The sequence below is a fragment of the Gemmatimonadaceae bacterium genome, from assembly GCA_020852815.1.
In the GTDB taxonomy this organism is placed as follows: domain Bacteria; phylum Gemmatimonadota; class Gemmatimonadetes; order Gemmatimonadales; family Gemmatimonadaceae; genus SCN-70-22.
Genome location: JADZAN010000024.1, coordinates 347080 through 364901, shown reverse-complemented (window position 1 = coordinate 364901; position 17822 = coordinate 347080). Strand labels below are relative to the sequence as shown.

12 protein-coding genes are annotated in these 17822 nt (G+C 69.4%); 8 read left to right on the top strand and 4 right to left on the bottom strand.

Features of this window, described 5'->3' with window-relative positions; genetic code table 11:
• Positions 1-58: 58 nt before the first annotated feature.
• Entirely contained in the window at positions 59-1459 is a 1401-nt protein-coding gene (locus IT359_14765) for an aspartate aminotransferase family protein (GenBank protein ID MCC6930245.1), read from the bottom strand.
• A 230-nt stretch (positions 1460-1689) separates the two neighbouring features.
• On the opposite strand from IT359_14765, the gene IT359_14760 reads away from it, so the two are divergent.
• The 6 genes from IT359_14760 (at position 1690) to IT359_14735 (ending at position 11736) form a co-directional block, all read left to right on the top strand.
• A complete protein-coding gene (locus IT359_14760; GenBank protein ID MCC6930244.1) occupies positions 1690-2682 on the top strand; it encodes an SMP-30/gluconolactonase/LRE family protein in 993 nt (330 codons plus the stop codon).
• A gap of 195 nt (positions 2683-2877) precedes the next feature.
• A complete protein-coding gene (locus tag IT359_14755; GenBank protein MCC6930243.1) occupies positions 2878-5484 on the top strand; it encodes a zinc-dependent metalloprotease in 2607 nt (868 codons plus the stop codon).
• A 177-nt stretch (positions 5485-5661) separates the two neighbouring features.
• Complete coding sequence (locus IT359_14750) at positions 5662-6366, top strand: methyltransferase domain-containing protein (protein MCC6930242.1); 705 nt, start codon at positions 5662-5664, stop codon at positions 6364-6366.
• Between the two features lie 120 nt (positions 6367-6486).
• Entirely contained in the window at positions 6487-9525 is a 3039-nt protein-coding gene (locus IT359_14745) for a TonB-dependent receptor (GenBank protein MCC6930241.1), read from the top strand.
• A 19-nt stretch (positions 9526-9544) separates the two neighbouring features.
• Entirely contained in the window at positions 9545-10927 is a 1383-nt protein-coding gene (locus IT359_14740) for a RagB/SusD family nutrient uptake outer membrane protein (GenBank protein ID MCC6930240.1), read from the top strand.
• A 14-nt stretch (positions 10928-10941) separates the two neighbouring features.
• Complete coding sequence (locus IT359_14735) at positions 10942-11736, top strand: DUF4397 domain-containing protein (protein MCC6930239.1); 795 nt, start codon at positions 10942-10944, stop codon at positions 11734-11736.
• A gap of 130 nt (positions 11737-11866) precedes the next feature.
• On the opposite strand, the gene IT359_14730 is transcribed toward IT359_14735, so the two are convergent.
• Together IT359_14730 and IT359_14725 are read right to left on the bottom strand one after the other, a co-directional pair.
• Positions 11867-12703, bottom strand: a complete 837-nt coding sequence (locus IT359_14730; protein MCC6930238.1) for a hypothetical protein — start codon at positions 12701-12703, stop codon at positions 11867-11869.
• 127 nt (positions 12704-12830) lie between these two features.
• Entirely contained in the window at positions 12831-13472 is a 642-nt protein-coding gene (locus IT359_14725; protein ID MCC6930237.1) for an RNA polymerase sigma-70 factor, read from the bottom strand.
• Between the two features lie 161 nt (positions 13473-13633).
• Here IT359_14725 and IT359_14720 point away from each other — a divergent pair, with 161 nt between their 5' ends.
• Together IT359_14720 and IT359_14715 are read left to right on the top strand one after the other, a co-directional pair.
• The gene (locus tag IT359_14720) at positions 13634-14776 is read left to right on the top strand and encodes a FecR domain-containing protein (GenBank protein ID MCC6930236.1); all 1143 of its coding nucleotides are present in this window, start codon (positions 13634-13636) and stop codon (positions 14774-14776) included.
• Positions 14777-14835: 59 nt separating this feature from the next.
• Positions 14836-17295, top strand: a complete 2460-nt coding sequence (locus IT359_14715) for a TonB-dependent receptor (protein ID MCC6930235.1) — start codon at positions 14836-14838, stop codon at positions 17293-17295.
• A gap of 69 nt (positions 17296-17364) precedes the next feature.
• Here the strand turns inward: IT359_14715 and IT359_14710 are convergent, their stop codons facing one another.
• Entirely contained in the window at positions 17365-17802 is a 438-nt protein-coding gene (locus IT359_14710; GenBank protein ID MCC6930234.1) for a prepilin-type N-terminal cleavage/methylation domain-containing protein, read from the bottom strand.
• Positions 17803-17822 lie beyond the last annotated feature (20 nt).

Sequence of the window (17822 nt, the reverse complement as noted above, 5' to 3'; positions counted from 1 at the left end):
GGTGGAGATGATGCGTGAAGCGATGACTGCGACGGGGCGGCGCCGCTCGCCGGCCAACTCACGACGGCGTCGGGTGCGAGGCGACGGCCTCCAGCGCGCGTTCGAAGCGCGCGACGAGTTCGTCGATCTCCCCCTCGGTGATGGTGAAGGGCGGCGCCAGCATCACGAGGTCGCCGTTGGTCCCGTCGGCGTGTCCCACGTTGGGCCACACGATGAGCCCCTCGCGTTGCGCGGCGCGCGTGAAGCGTTCGGCGAATTGCAACTGCCGGCCGAAGGGGGCGCGCGTCCCCGTGTTGGCGACGAACTCGACGCCGACCAGCAACCCCCTCCCGCGGACATCGCCCACACAAGCAACAGCACGCAGCCGCTGCAGTGCCCGGTGAAACACCGGAGCCATCGCGGCGCAGCGCTCGACCAGGCGGTGCGTCTGCAGGTAGTCGAGCGTGGCCACCGCCGCCGCGCACGTCACCGCATGATGCGAGAAGGTCTGCGCATGCTGCAGGTAGCCGCTCCCCCGCGCAATGACATCGACCACGGCGTCGCGCGCCAGCACGGCGCTCACCGGCGCGTAGCCACCGCCGATCCCCTTGCCTAACGTGAGGATGTCGGGAACGACGCCCCACTGCTCGATCGCCGTCCACGTCCCCGTGCGCCCCGCCCCGCACAACACCTCGTCGGCCACCAGCAGCACGTCGTGGCGCGTGCAGATCTCGCGCACGCGCTGCAGGTAGCCCTCGCGCGGAACGTTCGCCCCGGTCGAACTCCCCCCCACCGGCTCCAGTATGAACGCGGCGACACGATCCGCCCCCTCTTCCAGGATCGCGGACTCCAGCGCGTCACCGGTGCACGCAGGGCAGTCGCTCGCCCCATCGCAAGCGCATCTATAGGCATACGGCGCCGGAATGCGGCGCACGTCGACCAGCCACTCCCGCCAGAAGCGACGATAGTGTTCGCGCGCCGACGCCGAGAGGGCGAGCATCGTGTTACCGTGATAGCCCGGCGACAGGGCAATGACCTTGTGCTTCCCCGGCCGACCGCGCTCGATCCAGTACTGGCGCGCCAGCTTGAGTGCCGCCTCCACCGCCTCGGAGCCGCTGCCAAGGATGTAAGCCTTCCCCAAGGCGGGCGTCCGCTCGACCAGGCGCGCGGCGAGCCCTTCCACCGCCTCGTTGGTGAACGCCGTTCCGTTGACGTACGCCACCTTGCTCGCCTGCGCCGCCATCGCCTCGCCGATCTCGGCGACGCCGTGCCCGATATTGGCAACAAAGGCGCCGCCCACCGCATCCAGGTAGCGCTTCCCCTCGGCGTCCTCGATCCAGCACCCGCCGGCGCGAACCGCCAGCGGGTACTCGCGCGTGAGCGACCGGTAGAAGACGGGCGAATCGGGATAGCGATGCCGCGCCACGTCCGGCGTCGCCGCACGCCCTGCGTCGTCGGGGGGGATAACAGTATGACTCACGGCGGCGAATGTGGCCGCCCCTCCATCGCTCCGCAACGGAAGGGAGGGCGACGGGGGGCTACCGTGTGACGCTCCCCCAGTAGTGTGACTCCCCCACCCCACCACCCTCCCCGCGCGCACCTCCCAACTCCCGTCCCAATCCCCCCACCGCGCGCGCAACATTATCCTCCCTCCACCGCGCCCTCGCGGTGCACGCCGCGGCCGCTCGTCCATCGCCCAGGAGCCATCCCATGTCCCGATTCGTTTTGTCCGGCGCCCAGTCGCGCGCGATGCGCCGGCTGGCCCTCGGTTCGTTTGGCATCCTCCTCGCCGGCTGCGGCGGCGAGGCACCCAAGACGTCGGACAGCGCGGCGACCGCGGCGACGGCGACGACAATGCAAGCCGCCGACAGCGCCGTCCCACCGTCGACCGAGGGGCTCAAGGTCCCGGAGAGCGTGCGCTACGACGCCGCGCTGGACGCGTACTTCGTCTCCAACATCGACGGGAACCCCAACCAGAAGGACAACAACGGCTTCATCGTGCGTCTCGACGCCGGCAATTCCGCGGCGAGCATCGACCTGGTGCGCGGCGGGGTGAAGGGAGTCGCGCTCAACGCCCCCAAGGGGATGGCCGTGGCCGGCGACACGCTCTGGGTGGCCGACATCGATGTGGTGCGCGCCTTCGACAAGAACAGCGGGGCGGCGATCGCCGCGATCGACCTCTCGGGGATGGGAGCCACCTTCCTGAACGACGTCGCCATTGCGGCTGACGGCACCGTCTACGTGACCGACACCGGGATCCGCTTCTCGGCGACAGGCGAGATGTCGCACCCCGGCAAGGATCGGATCTTTGCCATCGCCGGCGGCAAGGCCCGCGTTGCCCTCGAGGGCGACTCGCTCCTTGCGCGCCCCAACGGCATTGCCTGGGACGCCGCCAACGCGCGCTTCATCCTGGCGGGCTTTGGTGGCCCCGACATCACCGCATGGAAGCCGGGGGAGCAGGGCGTCACCAAGCTCGCCACGGGCCCGGGGAGCTACGACGGCGTGGAGGTGCTGGCCGACGGGCGCATCCTCGTCACCAGTTGGGCCGATTCGTCGCTGTCGCTGGTCGCCAACGGCGCCGTGACCCGGGTGAAGGGGGGGATGGAGGCGCCGGCCGACATCGGCGTCGACACCAGGCGCCAGCGCGTCGCCGTGCCGCGCTTCAACGCCGGGCGCGTCGACTACGTCGCCATTCCCAAGTAGTTCACAACAGCAGCCCGGCGACATCGGGACCGCAACCCCGCGAGCGGGGGAGCGGCGCCGCAACAACGGGGCAGCGCCTGACGGCGGCTCGGCGTAGGTTATGGACGCCGGGGCGCCGTTCTGCGTGTGTCCCGGAAGCACACCGGGCTTCGCCGCTCGATTCACCATTCGTCAGGCCCTCGAGCCAGGCACTCCATGTCGCGTTCGTCGTTGTCGCGATCGACCGTCGTCCTCGGGGCGACGCTCCTCCCGCTGCTCGCCCTTGGGGCGTGCAAGACGGCTCCCCCGACCACCGCACCAGCGCCGCGCCCCGCCAACGCGCCGCGCCCCAACGCTGGCACTCCCCCGGGCGTGCCCGGGCAGCCGTCAGGTGCACCGGGCGCGCAGCAGCCCGGCGATAGCGCGCGCGCGCAGGGGCCCGGCGCCGGCCCCACGGAGGCGCAGCCGCGCCCATACAATCGCGTCGTCACCCCCAACGCGATCACCCGCGATGGACTCTTCAAGACGCATCGCATCGGCTCGCGCGTCCTGTTCGAGATTCCCCGGCGGGCGCTGAACAAGGACCTCCTCCTCGTGGCGCGCGCCGCGCGCGTTCCGGTCAACGCCGGCTACGGCGGCCAGCAGGTGGGGCCGCGCCGCGTGGTGCGCTGGGAACGTCGCGACAATCGCGTCCTGCTCCGCAACGTCTCGTTCGAGACGGTGGCCGACTCGACGACGCCCATCGCCGGCGCGGTGCGCAACTCGAACTTCGACCTCATCCTCGCCGCCTTCAACGTCGACGCTTACGGCCCCGACAGCTCGGCGGTGATCGACGTGACGCGCCTGTACACGGCCCCGCCGAGCGAGATCGGCCCCGGGGCGCAGTTCCGCGGCGCCCCCGACCCCACGCGCTCCTTCATCGAGAAGGTCCTCTCCTTCCCGACCAACGTCGAGGTCGAGGCGATCCTGACCATCGCCGCGCCGCCAGGCGCAGCCCCCGCGCAGGCGAACCCGTTTGCCCCGGCGGCCACTGGGACGGCGTCGCTGGTGATGCACTGGAGCATGGTGAAGCTCCCCGACGTCCCCATGCTGCCGCGCCTCGCCGACAAGCGCACGGGCTACTTCTCCATCAGTAACCTCGACTACTCGCGCCCCGAGCAGCGGGCGCAGGAACGTGAGTACATCGTGCGCTGGCGCCTGGAGAAGAAGGACCCCAGCGCCGCCAAGTCGGAGCCGGTGAAGCCAATCACGTACTACGTCGACCCGGCGACGCCGGACTGGCTCAAGCCGTACGTGCGCAAGGGGATCGAGGCCTGGCAGCCCGCCTTCGAGGAGGCCGGCTTCATTCGCGGGATCGTTGCCGCCGACGCCCCGAAGAACGACCCCGACTGGTCGCCCGAGGACGCGCGCTACTCCGTGGTGCGCTGGTTCCCCTCGACGATCGAGAACGCCACCGGGCCTAACGTGAACGACCCGCGCTCGGGCGAGATCATCGAGTCGGACATCTACATGTACCACAACATCATGACGCTGCAGCGCGCGTGGTACTTCACGCAGGTGGCGCACCTGGACCCGCGCGCACGCCAGTGGCCCTTCCCCGACTCGCTGATGGGGCGCCTGGTGGAGTTCGTCGTCGCCCACGAAGTGGGGCACACGTTAGGCCTCCAGCACGACCAGAAGGGATCGTCGACGTATCCGGTGGACTCGGTGCGCTCCAGGACGTGGGTGGCCAGGATGGGGCATTCGCCCTCGATCATGGACTATTCGCGCTTCAACTACACGGCGCAGCCCGAGGACGGGATTCCGCTGTCCGACCTCATCCCGCGCATCGGCCCGTACGACAAGTACATCATCCGCTGGGGCTACTCGCCGATCCCGTCGGCCCGCACCTCGGACGACGAGTGGGCCACGCTCGACCGCTGGTCGCGCGAGCAGGACACGGTCCCCTGGTATCGATTCAACATGTCCGACTCGCGCGGCGCCGACCCCGGTGACCACAGCGAGGCGGTGGGCGACGCCGACGCCGTGAAGGCGACGGGATGGGGGATGAAGTCGATCAAGCAGATCGTCCCGCTCCTCGTCCCCGCCACGGTGCGCGATGGGCAGAACTACGACGACCTGACGCTGCTCTACGGACGCCTGATCGGGCAGTGGGCGACCGAGCTGACGCACGTGGCCGACGTCGTGGGGGGAACGCAGGCGCAGGAGAAGTACGCCGGCCAGGCCGGCCCGCGCTATGTCCCCAACTCGCGGCAGCAACAGAAGGACGCGGTGAAGTTCCTCAACGAGAACGCCTTCGCCACGCCGACCTACTTCCTGGTCGACGACATCCTGCGCAAGATCGAGGTGGAGGGGGCGATTCGCCGCATCAACCAGTCGCAGACGCGCATCCTTGGCTCGCTGTTCAACGATCGGCGCCTCGAGCGCCTCATCGAGTTCGACGCGATGGCCAAGCCGGGCGAGTCGTACTCGCTGGCCGAGATGGCGGCCGATGTGCGCAACGGGATCTGGAGCGAGCTGACGGGCGGGAACGTCCGCATCGACGCCTATCGCCGCGAGCTGCAACGCTCCTACCTCGCCGCGGTCGAGGCCAAGATCAACCCGCGTCCCGTGCAGCTCCCGGCCGGATTGCCGGCGCAGTTTGCCGCGCAGTTCGCCGGCGCCCGCGCCACGAGCGACATCAAGGCGATCTTCCGCGCCGAACTGCGCGCGCTCGACGCGCAGTTGGCAGCCTCGGCGGGACGCGCCACCGACCGCACCACGCGCGCGCACCTGGACGACGCCCGAGCGCAGATCAAGAAGATCCTCGATCCGGAGGACTGAAGGCCGGGACGGGGGACGGGGGACGGGGGACGGGAGTTCGGAAGCGCACACTTCGAGAGTTGTTGCACGAAAGCGGCTGCCAAGGGGTGGCCGCTTTCGTTTTGTAGGGGGTCGAGGGCGGCGCTGCTCGCTACATTGTCCGGCGTCGCTCCCTCCTCCCATCGTCATCACTCGCCAATGCCCGACGCCGGTCCGTTGCCGCTGTCCGACGCCCAGGTTCTTGCCGCCTGGCACACCAACGCCGACCCGTGGTCCGTCGCCGTGCGCGGCGGGCTAATCGAGAGCCGGCGGCTCGTCACCGATCGTGCGGTGCTGGCCGAGGTGGAGCGATGGTCACCCCGCACCGCCCTCGACATCGGCTGTGGGGAAGGGTGGTTGTCGCGCGCGATGGCGCAACGCGGGATCCGCGTGACAGGAGTTGACGCCGTCCCCGCGCTGGTCGAGGCTGCTCGCCATGCCGACGCCGCGGGCGACTATCGTGTCATGACGTATGAAGCGCTCGCTGGCGGGGCGATGGACGGTCCGCCCGGTGTCGCATTCGACCTCGCCGTCGCCAATTTCTCCCTCATCGGCGGTGACGCGGTCGAGGCCCTGATACGGCATATCCCGGCACTCCTCGTTCCGCATGGCGCGTTGATCGTCCAGACGTTGCACCCGGCGACAGCGCGCGGCGAGCATCCGTATATGGACGCATGGCGCGAGGGGTCGTGGGCTGGCTTCAGCGCTGACTTTCGCGATCCCCCGCCCTGGTACTATCGGACGATGGGGAGTTGGATCCGGCTCCTGGTGCACAGCGGCTTCCAGGTGCAGGACGTGATCGAACCGTTACACCCCGCCACCGGGAGCCCAGCCTCGGTGCTGTTCGTTGTCGCGCGGGCCTGAACGCGGCTTCGACACCGGGAGCCGCAACGCCGGTCAACTGCTCCGGCAACGGCGCGGCTACCGTTGGCGACGCCACCCGTGACGGGCCCTGGCTTTCACCGTCGATTCGGAGGAGTCTCGATGTCTCTCGTTCGTCAGTGGCGCGGCTGGTTGTGCGCGCTTGCCCTCGCCGCCGCGCTTCCCGGCGCCCTGCACGCGCAGGGTACCACGGGAACGGTGCGTGGCCGAGTCACCGATGCCGCCTCGGGGCGAGGCGTCGGTGATGTCCAGCTCCTCGTCGCCGACACGCGCATTGGCGCGATGACCGACGCCGAGGGGAACTACACCCTCGTCAACGTCCCAGTGGGGACGCGCTCGGTCACCGCGCGGCGCCTCGGCTTCCAGCCGGCGACCAAGGCGGTCACCATCACCGCCGGCGCCACGGCCACCGCCGACTTCGCGTTGCAGGTGAGCGCGGTCAACCTGTCGGAGGTCGTCGTCACCGGTTCTGCCGCCCCAACCGAGAAGCGGAAGGTCGGGACGAGCGTGGCCTCGGTCGACTCGGCGCTCATCTCGCGCGCCGTGGCGGTCACCGTCGACCAGGCGTTGCAGGGGAAGATTGCCGGCGCCCAGATCTCGCAGAACTCCGGCGGTCCCGGCGGCGGCGGCGTCTCCGTGCGCCTGCGCGGGACCAACTCGTTCATCTCCGGCTCCGACCCGCTGTACATCGTCGATGGCGTCATCATCGACAACGGCTCGGCGCAGCTGGCGGACCTGGGGACGCGCGCCAACCCGCAGAACCGCCTGGCCGACCTCAACCCGGCCGACATCGAGCGCGTGGAGATCATCCGCGGCGCGGCGGCGGCGGCGCTGTACGGGTCGCGCGCCAACAACGGCGTCGTGCAGATCTTCACGCGCCGCGGCACCATCGGCAAGCCGAAGTTTGGGCTCACCACGCGCTACGCCACCAACGAGCTGCGCGCCCAGCAGCCCTTCAACTTCTATCCGTACAACGAGGCCGGGCTCCCGGTCCAGCGCTTCAACTACCAGGACGACATCTTCCAGCGCGCCCCGGCCATGGAGGGAAACCTCACGGTGGAAGGGGGGAACGACCAGACGCGCTACTTCATCAGCGGGAACCTGAGCGATGAAGACGGGATCATGCGCTCCACGTCGTCCAGGCGAACTGGCGGTCGCGTGAACCTGCAGCAGCAACTGTCGTCGCGCCTCATTGCCAACGTCACGGCCAACTACGTCAGCACGCAGAACCAGTTCCAGGCGTTCGGCGAGCAGAACGACTATGGGATCATGGGGTCGCTCTTCTTCGCCCCCACCAACGTCGACTTCCGCCCGGTGAACGGGATCTATCCGCTCCCGCCGGCGCTGGGAACCAACCCGCTCCTCGCCATCGACCGCATGCGCAACCCGCAGACCGTCGATCGCTTCATTGGCTCCACGAAGCTCACGTGGACGCCGCTCCCGTCGCTCCTCCTCGACTACACGTTGGGAGTGGACAACACCGGCTTCGAGCAGCGGCAGTTCATCCCGCGTAACGCGGTGCTTGGCACCTCGCCGCTGGCCACCGGGCGCTCGCAGTCGGTGTGGCAGGGGAACCGCGTCATCAACCAGGACGGGATCGCCACGTACACGTGGCCCACGCTGGCCAACCTCGAGCTGCGCACCACCGGCGGCTTCAACTTCACGTCGCAGCTGGTGCGCACCACGAGTGCGGTGGCCAACGGCCTGGCGCCGGTGGGTGATCTCGTGAGTGCGGGCTCCGTCTTTTCAGCCGCGCAGACCGAGGTCGAGTTGCGCACGCTGGGCTTCTATGCACAGCAGGAAGTCTCCATCGCCGACCGGCTCTTCCTCACCGCCGCGGCGCGGTACGACGCCTCGTCGACCTTTGCCCCGTCGGAGCGGTGGCAGCTCTTCCCCAAGTTCTCGGCGTCGTACGTCCTCGTCGACAACCGCTCGGGGATGTTCAACAACCTGCGCCTGCGCGGCGCGCTGGGCTGGGCCGGTTCGCAGCCGGGGATCGTCAACGCCTATTCGCAGTTTGTCACCTTTGCGCAGAGCCCGTTTGCCGGGCGCCCGGGCTTCGTGAACGACGTCACCTACGGCAACCCCACGCTGCGCAACGAGCGTGCGCGCGAGTGGGAACTCGGCGCCGAGGTCGGCTTCCTCAACGCTCGCGTGGGGGGTGAGCTGACCTACTACGACCGCCTGGTGAGCGACCTCCTGTTCTTCCGCCCGCTCCCCACGAGCACCGGCTTCTCGCGCCAGTTCTATCCCATCGGGAGCATGTCGAACAAGGGCTTCGAGGTCATGGTGCGCACCACCAACGTCGACCAGCCCGACTTCCAGTGGTCGTCGACGGCGACCTACACCCGCAACAAGAACAACGTGGAGTCGCTGTCGATCCAGGACTTCCAGTCGGCGGGTGGCTACCCCAACCGCATTCGCACCGGGTATCCGGCCGGCTCGTTCTACGGCTCGTACGCGGCGCGCAACTGCCTCACCGGCGCGCTGCTGCTCGACTCGTTAGGACGCTACCGCCGCAGCAACCAGACGGTGGACATGGGGGCGACGCTGGCCAGGCGGCAGGCGATTTCCGGCGGGACGTGCAACGACTCGCTCAACGCCATCATCGGCGATCCCAACCCCGACTTTCTCGCCTCGCTCCTCAACGAGTTCACCGTCTTCCGGAAGCTCCGCTTCCGCGTCCTGCTCGACGGGGTTTTCGGGAACGACATCATGAACCTGTCGACGCGCGCCCAGAACGCCGGCGTCGCCAGCAACTCGAAGGAGATGGAGCGCGAACTCCTCCCGTACGGCGACCCGCGCAAGCTCCCGCCGGGATTCAACGCCCGCACACAGGGAATCTTCGAGTACTGGATCGAGGACGGCACCTTCGTGAAGCTGCGCGAGCTGTCCGCCAGCTACACGCTGGACCAACCCTTCGTGAAGCGCGTCTTCCGCGACGGCGTCGCGCTCACGCTCTCCGGGCGCAACCTCTGGGTCTGGACCGACTACCGCGGCTACGATCCGGAGATCAACCTCTTCGGCACCAACGCCGGCGGCCTGGGCTCGGTGCAGACGACCGCCGCCGACCGCGGCTTCGATTTCGGTGGCTACCCCATTCCGCGCGTGTGGTCGATCAGTGCGCGATTCACGTACTGACCCGGAGCGCGACGACACCATGCACACCACACGACGCACCCGAGTGCTCCCGGCAACGCTGGTCGCCGCGGCCGCGCTGGCGTTAGGCGCCTGCTCGCTGGACCTGCAGAACCCCAACGCCCCTACCGAGGGACAGGTGACCACCAGCCCCGACGGCGTGATTGCCCTCGCCACCGGGCTGCAGGGACGCTTCGCCACCTCGTACTTCAACTACGCCTACATGGCCGGGCTCGTGACCGACGAGTTCGCGTCCACCACGGCGGCGCTCATCTCGATATCCGACGCAGAGCAGGGCGCGGTGCCCACCGGGACCGGGATCGCCGACAACGTCTTCAACTCGATCTACCGCACGGTGCGCACCGCCGACGACCTGCTCAACGGGGCCAACGCCCTCGGGGCGCAGTTCGATGCCGGGACCAAGGCCGGATTGCAGGCACTCGCCTACACCATGAAAGCCGAGGCGTTAGGCGAAGCCATCCAGTCGTACCAGAAGGCGCCCATCAAGACGTTCGGCGAGACGGCACCGGTCTACGTCCCGCGCGCTCAGGCACTCCCCTATGTGCGCGCCCTGCTCGATTCGGCGGCCCTGATCCTCGCCACCACCCCGCCGAGCGCCTTCTTCAACAGCAGCATCCTCACCCCCGGCGTGTCGCTCCCCAACGTCCTCAACCTCTTCCGGGCACGGTACGCCCGCATGGCCAACGACGATGCCACGGCGCTCGCCGCCGCCAATGCGGTGGCGCGGTCGGGTACGGCGGCGATGTCGCTGCTCACCTTCCCGTCGCCCAACGTCAATCCGTACGCGAACGTGACGGGCGGGACCAACGGAATCGCCGTGCGGCGCCAGTGGCGCACCTCGATGCTGGCGCAGGACCAACGCTTTGCCTGGTTTGTCACACCCTCGACAACGCTCACCGGTCGCGTGGGCGCGCTGCTCGATCCGTGGAACCGCTACGCCAACCCGCAGGCGCCGCTCCCCGTCTACTTCCCCGACGAGGCGCTCCTCATCAAGGCCGAGGCGCTGGCGAACCAGAACCAGGTGGCGGCGGCGCAGGCCGCGCTCGACTCGGTGCGCACCGACTGCACCGGCGGACGCGGACTCGACGATCCTAAGGCCTGCCTCCCCGCCCTCACGTCGCAACTCACGCAGGCGCAACTCCTCGCGGAGATCTACCGGCAGCGGAAGTACGAGCTGCTGGGCACCGGGTTGCGCTGGGAGGATGCGCGCCGCCGCGGCACCGTGCGCGGCCCCGTGGCCGCCCCCAGCGTCCCGAGCGATGGGCAGCGCTGCTGGCTCCCCTATGCCGTGGGCGATCGCAACGCCAACCCCAACGCGACCACCGCCGTCCTCCCGGATCCCACGGAGCCGACGGCCTTCCCCGCCTCCTGCTCCTTCCAGTGAGGCGCCGACCACCCATGACGAGCTCTCATATCACCATGCCGCACCACCCCGCGCGCCGGCTCCCCTGGCTCGCCCTCCTCGCGGCAGCCGTCGTCGCGGCATGCGGGACCGAGAAGGCCGCCGGCCCGTTGCAGCCGTCGGGAACGCAGGGACGCGTCCGCTTCGTGAACCTCATCAACGACACCACGCGCGGACGCGTGAACGCGATCCTCGAGCAGCTCCCGTTCGGCGTGAACCTCACCTACACGGCGAGCACACCCATCTCGCTCGCCGCGCCGAACACCGCGCCGTACGCGGCCATCCTCACCGGCGATCGCACCCTCGTCCTCAAGCGCACCGCCGACACGAGCGTGACGGTCGCCTCCTTCACCTTCAACATCGTCGAGGGGCAGGACAAGAGCATCTACGCCATCGGCGGCGCGGCGGCGTCGGCCATCACGCAGTTCGCCACCGTGGACACGAATCCTGCCCCGCCAGCTACACAGTCGCGCCTGCGCCTGGTCCACCTGAGCCCAACCGCGGGGAACATCGACCTCTTCGTCACGGCGGTCGGTGCCGACCTCGCGGCGGCAACGCCAACGCTCTCCAACGTCGCCTTCCGCGCCGCCTCGGCGTACTTCACCGTGGTACCGGGGACCTACCAGATCCGCGCCGTTCCTGCTGGAACGGCGGCCGCCCAGCGCGCGGCAAGCGTGTCGATCAACGTCGCCTCGCAAGCCTTCACCGGCGGGACGGGGCGCACGATCGTCGCCGCCGACAACACCACCGGCGGCGCCCCGCTCCGCGCCTTCATCCTCACGGATCGTTAGGCGACGCCGCCCGGCCGCGGCGCCAGCACGGACCGCGCCTGCCGGCCATCGACCGGGCGTGACATCGCAACGAGGGCAGTCCCATTCGGGGCGGCCCTCGTTGCGTGTCACGCTGGCTTCACGGTGCCTGTCACGGCTTGCACCCCCGGTCACCCCTGGGCGCCACACACGAGAAGCGGATGCGCACGCCGCTCACCACCGGCTCGCCCACGCTCCACGTGCGCCGCGCCTGCGTTCCCGGCACTTCCTGCGGTGGGCGCCCGGTGAGTCGCTGCATGGTAAGGTCGAAGCGAACCAGGTAGCGCGTCTCCTCGCAGCGCGACAACCCGAGCTGGTTGACCAGGCGCGCCGAGTCGGCGCAGCTGCCAATCACCGCCACCTCGCGCAACTTCACCCATCCGCTGGTCCCGTACCACGCCGAGCTGAAGTCTCCGTACCCCGAAGCGTTGTCCGATAGCTCGTGCTGCATCGCCGAGGCCGCAGCGAAGGCCGCGGTGGTCGACATCCCCATCCCGAGCGACAACGGGCTCAGGACGATCGCCGAGTCGTTTGGCGACGCGAGGACGAGGACCCGCGTCTTCCCCAGGTCGGTGCGGCGCCAGCCCACGAGCGTTCGGCGCGCCGGCGGGCGCACGTTAGGCGAGAGCGTGCTGTCCCACTGCGCCGCCGCGACAATGGCGTCGTACACCTCGGTCGATGTCCCCGTCTGCACCTCGAGGCGCGACGGCGTCACGCCACCACGCACCGCCAGCGCCGCATGCGTGAAGCCATCGCTGCGCGCCAGGTCGCCGGATTGCGCCGATGCACGCGACATCGCGTCGAAGGTCTGCGCCAGCCATTCGGATTGCGGCGTATCGTCCGAGGTCGGCGACGAGACATCGGGCGCATCGACACAGGCGCAGAGGGCCACGACCCCCAACAGCGCCAGCAACCGGCCATGCCCCTTCGTCACGACGATCCGGTTCACGATTCGCTCCACTGCCCGACGTCGCCCGCGCGCGACGCACGGCGCGCCCTCGAGAATCGCGGCCATCGCATCATCGTTGAGACACCGCGCAGGCGACGAGCCCCTGATCGACATTGATCCTGGCGGCTCAGCGGTACTTCGCCAGCGACGCGCGCAGCGACTTGAGCGCACGCCCCATCTGCGTCTCGACCGTCTTGATGGAGATGCCCAGCGCGCCGGCGATCTCGGCGTACGTCATGTTCCCCTCGCGGCTCATGACGAAGATCTCACGGCAACGCGTCGGAAGCCTGGAAATGGCACCGTTGACCGCCCGCGAGACCTCGTCGGTCGAGGCGTCGTCGTCGGTGGCAGCGTTGGTCATCGGCTCGCCGCGCGCCGCCTCCTGCTCCTCCCACGCATTCTCGAGCTTCTTTCGCCGGAGGTGGTTGAGCGCGGTGTTTCGCGCGGCGCGAAAGAGATAGGTCCGCAGCGCATCGATGTCCGAGAGCGCCTCGCGCTTCGACCACAACTTGAAGAAGACGTCCTGGACCAGCTCCTCGGCGATGTCGGGGGCGTGCACGAAGCGCCGGACAAAGGCGCACATCCCGGCGTAGTATGCGCGAAACAACTCCTCGAGCGCCCGCTCGTCGCCCGCGCGCAAACGGCGAAGCAGGTCGGCATCGCCGCGCAGCGACGCCGCCGCCGGTGCCGGAAAGTCCGACGGTGGGAGGTCGCGACTGTCGCCCCCCCCTTCCATTGGATCGCCGTCGTCGTCGAGCGGAGCGGTCATGTCGCGGGATGAGTGCCAAACGGGCGCGGTGACGTTAACATCCCCCCACTTCGGCGACCAAGGGGCGCGGCACGGCGATTCCACGGCCGAGCCTCGCATCGACCCCGGGTAGGGGGGGGCGGTTCCCCGCGTGTCTCCCTGTCGTGCGCGATCCAGACTCCATGCATCCCGACCAACTCTCCGACGGCGACTACGAGCGCCTCGCCCGCCTCCTCGCGGGCGAAGGGTCCGATGCCGAGCGGCTGGCGACCGAGCAGTGGGCCGCCGGCGACTCGTCGCGGGCCGCTGCGCTCGAGGCGATGCGCATCGCGTGGAAAGCGCCACTCCCTGAGCCAGTGTGGGATGTGGACGGCGCATGGTCGAAGCTCTCGTCGCGCGTAGCCGGGGCAGGGTCGGCAGCTCGGACGGCTCCCGGAGCCGCACCTCGAAACGACTTCAAGGGCGCTCCAGTCGTCTCGATCGCAGCGCGGCGTCGTTGGTGGCTGGAGACTGGCGTCATCCTGCGGGTGGCCGCGGCCGCTGTCATCCTCATCGCTGGAGCCACCCTCCTGCCAAGGCTGCGTTCGAGCAGCGACAATCGAACGCAGGTAGCGATCGGCGAGCCCGCGTCGTTCGCCACCGCGACCGGCCAGCGCCGGTCGGTCAAGCTCCCCGACGGATCGGTGGTCAGCCTCGGCGTGTCGTCGACGCTCCGTGCACGCGAGGGGTTCGGGAAGGGGGCGCGCGAAATCGAACTCACCGGCGAGGCGCTGTTTACGGTGGTGCACGACCAGGCTCGGCCGTTCCGGGTCTTTGTGGGGAAGACCGTCATAGAGGACCTCGGTACCGAGTTCGCGGTGCGTGGGTACGGAGAGAGCGAATCGGTGCGCGTGGCCGTGGCGTCTGGGTCGGTGGCCGTGCGGCACGGCGCCAGTGCCGACACCGCGATCGTGCTCGAGCCGAGGGATATGGCGACCATCGCCGGCGCGGGCTCGATCGACGTGCAGCGCGGGATCGACGTGTCGCCGTTCACAGCCTTCTCATCGGGGCGTCTCATCTTTACGGATACCCCGCTGGCCGACGTGGCGCGCGATCTCGAACGTTGGTACGGGGTCCAGGTGCGCGTCACCGATGCCGCGATCGCCGACAAGCACCTGACCGTCACGTTCGAGCGCGAGACGCTCGACGAAGTCCTTCGCATCATCGGGATGAGCCTCGACGTCCGTTACACGCGCACTGGCGCGCAGGTGCAGTTCCTCGGGTCGGGCTACTCCTCGTCCGCCCCGCGCGACCGCGAATTGCAACTGGCGGAGGGCGGTGCGTGAAATCCCGGTGCGGGGGCATCACGCGGAGGGCGGCGCGCGCATGGGCGAGCGCCGCCCTCGTGGCGCTTGCCACCCGCCCATCCGGCATCGCGTGGGCCCAGCACGCCACGGAACGGCAGGTCGCGCGCGCCGATTCTGCGGCGGACGCGCGCGTCGCGTCTCGTAGCGCCCTCCTCGCGCGCCCGGTTTCGCTGCACCTGGTCGGCGTCCCGATCGAGCAGGCGCTGCGCGAGGTGGCGGAGCGCGCCGCCCTTCGCCTCTCGTACTCCAGCGACATCATCCCGGCCATGCGCCGCGTGACGGTGGCGCGCGAGCGGACGCCGGTGGGCGACGTCATTCGCGAGATCCTGCGCGACACCGATCTCGACGTGGTCGTGAGCCCGTCGGGCTACGTGATCCTGGTGAAGGTGCCCGGGCGGTCGCTGTACAGCGTGGCGGCGCTTTACGCCGACTCGAGTGCCGCGCCGGTGTCGCCGCTATTCACCCGGCAGTCGCTGCGCCCGCAGGTGATCGATCGCGTCCTGGTGATGGGGACGCCGGCCGCCGGGGCGCCTGAGCGATCGCTGGCGAGCGCGGTCTCGGTCCTCAGCGCGACGCAGATCGCGCAGAGCGGGGCCACGAGCATGGAGCAGCTCTTTCGCACGGGGATTCCCGGCGTGGTGGCGTGGGACCTCGGGATCTCGGGTCCGTTTGCCCAGATCGGTTCGGTGCGCGGTTCCGCGTCGTTCAACGCGAACTACCTCAAGACGTACGTCGACGGGGTCGAGCTTGCGTCGCCCTACCTCCTCTTCGCCATCGACCCGTACTCGGTGGAGCGCATCGAGGTGATTCGCGGGCCGCAGGGATCGGCGCTGTACGGTTCGGACGCCATCAGCGGTGTGGTGCAGGTCGTGACGAAGAAGGGGTCGCCGTCGGCCACGTGGAAGCCGCGCATCGATGCGTCGCTCACCGGCGGGATGATGGAGAGTCGCTTCACCGAGCGCGCCAGCGGGACGCAGCATCACTCGGCCATGCTCTCGGTGGGCTCGGCGCGATCGTCGTTAGGGCTGGGCGGCACATTCGAGCAGGCGGGGGCAATCGTCCCCGGTGGTTCGTCGGGATATCGCGGGACGTTTGGCGGGGCGCGCACCATGCTGGGCCCGCTCCGCCTGGACGCGACGATGCGCTATGCGGACATCCATTTCATCGCACCGTCCAACCCGCTCCTCGGCAACAACCCCGTCCCGTCCACCATTCGCCCCCTCCTCGAGGCGCAGGAAATCGAGAACGAGACGTACGGCCTCACCGCCGACTATCAGCCGCGCAGCTGGTTTCGGCAGACGCTGGTGATCGGGCTCGATCGTCACGCGGGCGCCATCGCGCCGCAGCGCGAGCCGGCCACCGTTGCCGACGCACTGCTCGGCGCCACCAAGGAGAACGCCGCCAAGACGTCGTTGCGCTACGCGATGGCGCTCACGCTCGTCGACGGCCCCGACCTCTCGCTGCGCGCCACGTTAGGCGCGGAGCGGAGCGTCCTGCTGCGCGAGCGGCTGGGTTACCGCTCCGACCTCTCGGGGACGGGGAGCGGGCTGGCGTCGCTGTACAACGACCGCGTGAACAACAGCGGGCTGTTTGGACAGGTGAAGCTGGACGTGCACGACGCCTTCTTCCTCACCGCCGGGCTGCGCGGCGAGCACAACTCGTCGTTCGGCGACAACTACGGGACGGCGTTCGCGCCCATGGTCGGCGCGGCCTTCACGCGCGACCTCGGCGGCGCGACCGTGAAGTTCCGCACGGCGTACGGCAAGGGGATCCGCCCGCCACAGCCTAACGCGCGCCGCGCCATCCAGACGCTGGGCTTCCGCCAGTTGGCCAACCCCAACCTCATGCCCGAGGTGCAGTCCGGCACCGAGGCGGGGGTCGAGTTGTATGTCGGCGACCGCGCCAACCTGTCGCTCACCACCTACAGCCAGACAGCGGACGGGCTCATCCAGCAGGTGGTGGCCAACCGGCGCATGAGCGCGCGCACGGTCCAGTTCCAGAACGTGGGGCAGATCCACAACCGCGGGATCGAGCTGGAAGGGAGCGCGCGCACCGGGCCGCTGCGCGGCGACCTCACCTGGGCGCTCACCGACTCGCGCGTGCAGGCGCTTTCCCGCTCGTACACGGGCGACCTGGGTGTCGGCGACCGCGTGCCCGAGGTGCCCACCACGGCGGGAATGGCCTCGCTCACCTGGGAAGGCGCGCGCTTCCGGGCCACCGCTGGCGCGTCGTTCGTTGGGCGCTGGACCGGCTACGACTGGCTCTCGTTCTACGGCAACGAGATGGGGGGCGACACGATGCACCCGGAGATGCGCAGCTACTGGGTGGAGTACCCGTCGATCACGAAGCCCTTCATCGGCTTCTCGTACGCGCTCGCGCGCGGCGCGGAGTGGTACCTGCGCCTGGACAACGTGACCAACGTCCAGCAGAACGAGCGCGACAACCTGCAGATCACGCAGGGGCGCACGGCGAGCTTCGGGTTGCGGCTGTCGCGGTAGTCGATGTGATCGCGCAGCGTGCGATCGCTGCGCGGCACCGAACGCCTTGGCCGCGCACACGCTGCACCGCTACTTGCAGCTGATTTGCCCGCTCGGCACCTGGGAGACGGCGCGCCCCACGTACATCTGGCACACCATGCCTGGCGCGGAGACGTGCGTGGCCTGCGCGTCGAAGCCCGCGTAGGGATCGGAGACGGTGATGATGACCGTGACGCGCGAACCCGGCTTGTAGTCGAGCAGCGCCTGGTTCACCGTGTATTGCCCATGGTCGGCCCAATAGCCCTCCTCGGCGATGCGGAGATTCCCGAGGTCGGTCTTCATCTCGGCCAGGTAGCCTCGCTCCTTCATGGCGCGATAGCGCGCGACGGCCAGCGCCACCAGGATGGCAAAGACCATCATGGCGACGAGGATCTCGACGAAGGTGAAGCCGCGGCGCCCGCGATGGCCGGGGCGGGACCGGCAACACCGGCGTTGGCGCGAGACGGAGGGGGCGCACGGGGAGGGCACGCGCGGAATCTGCGCGCCGC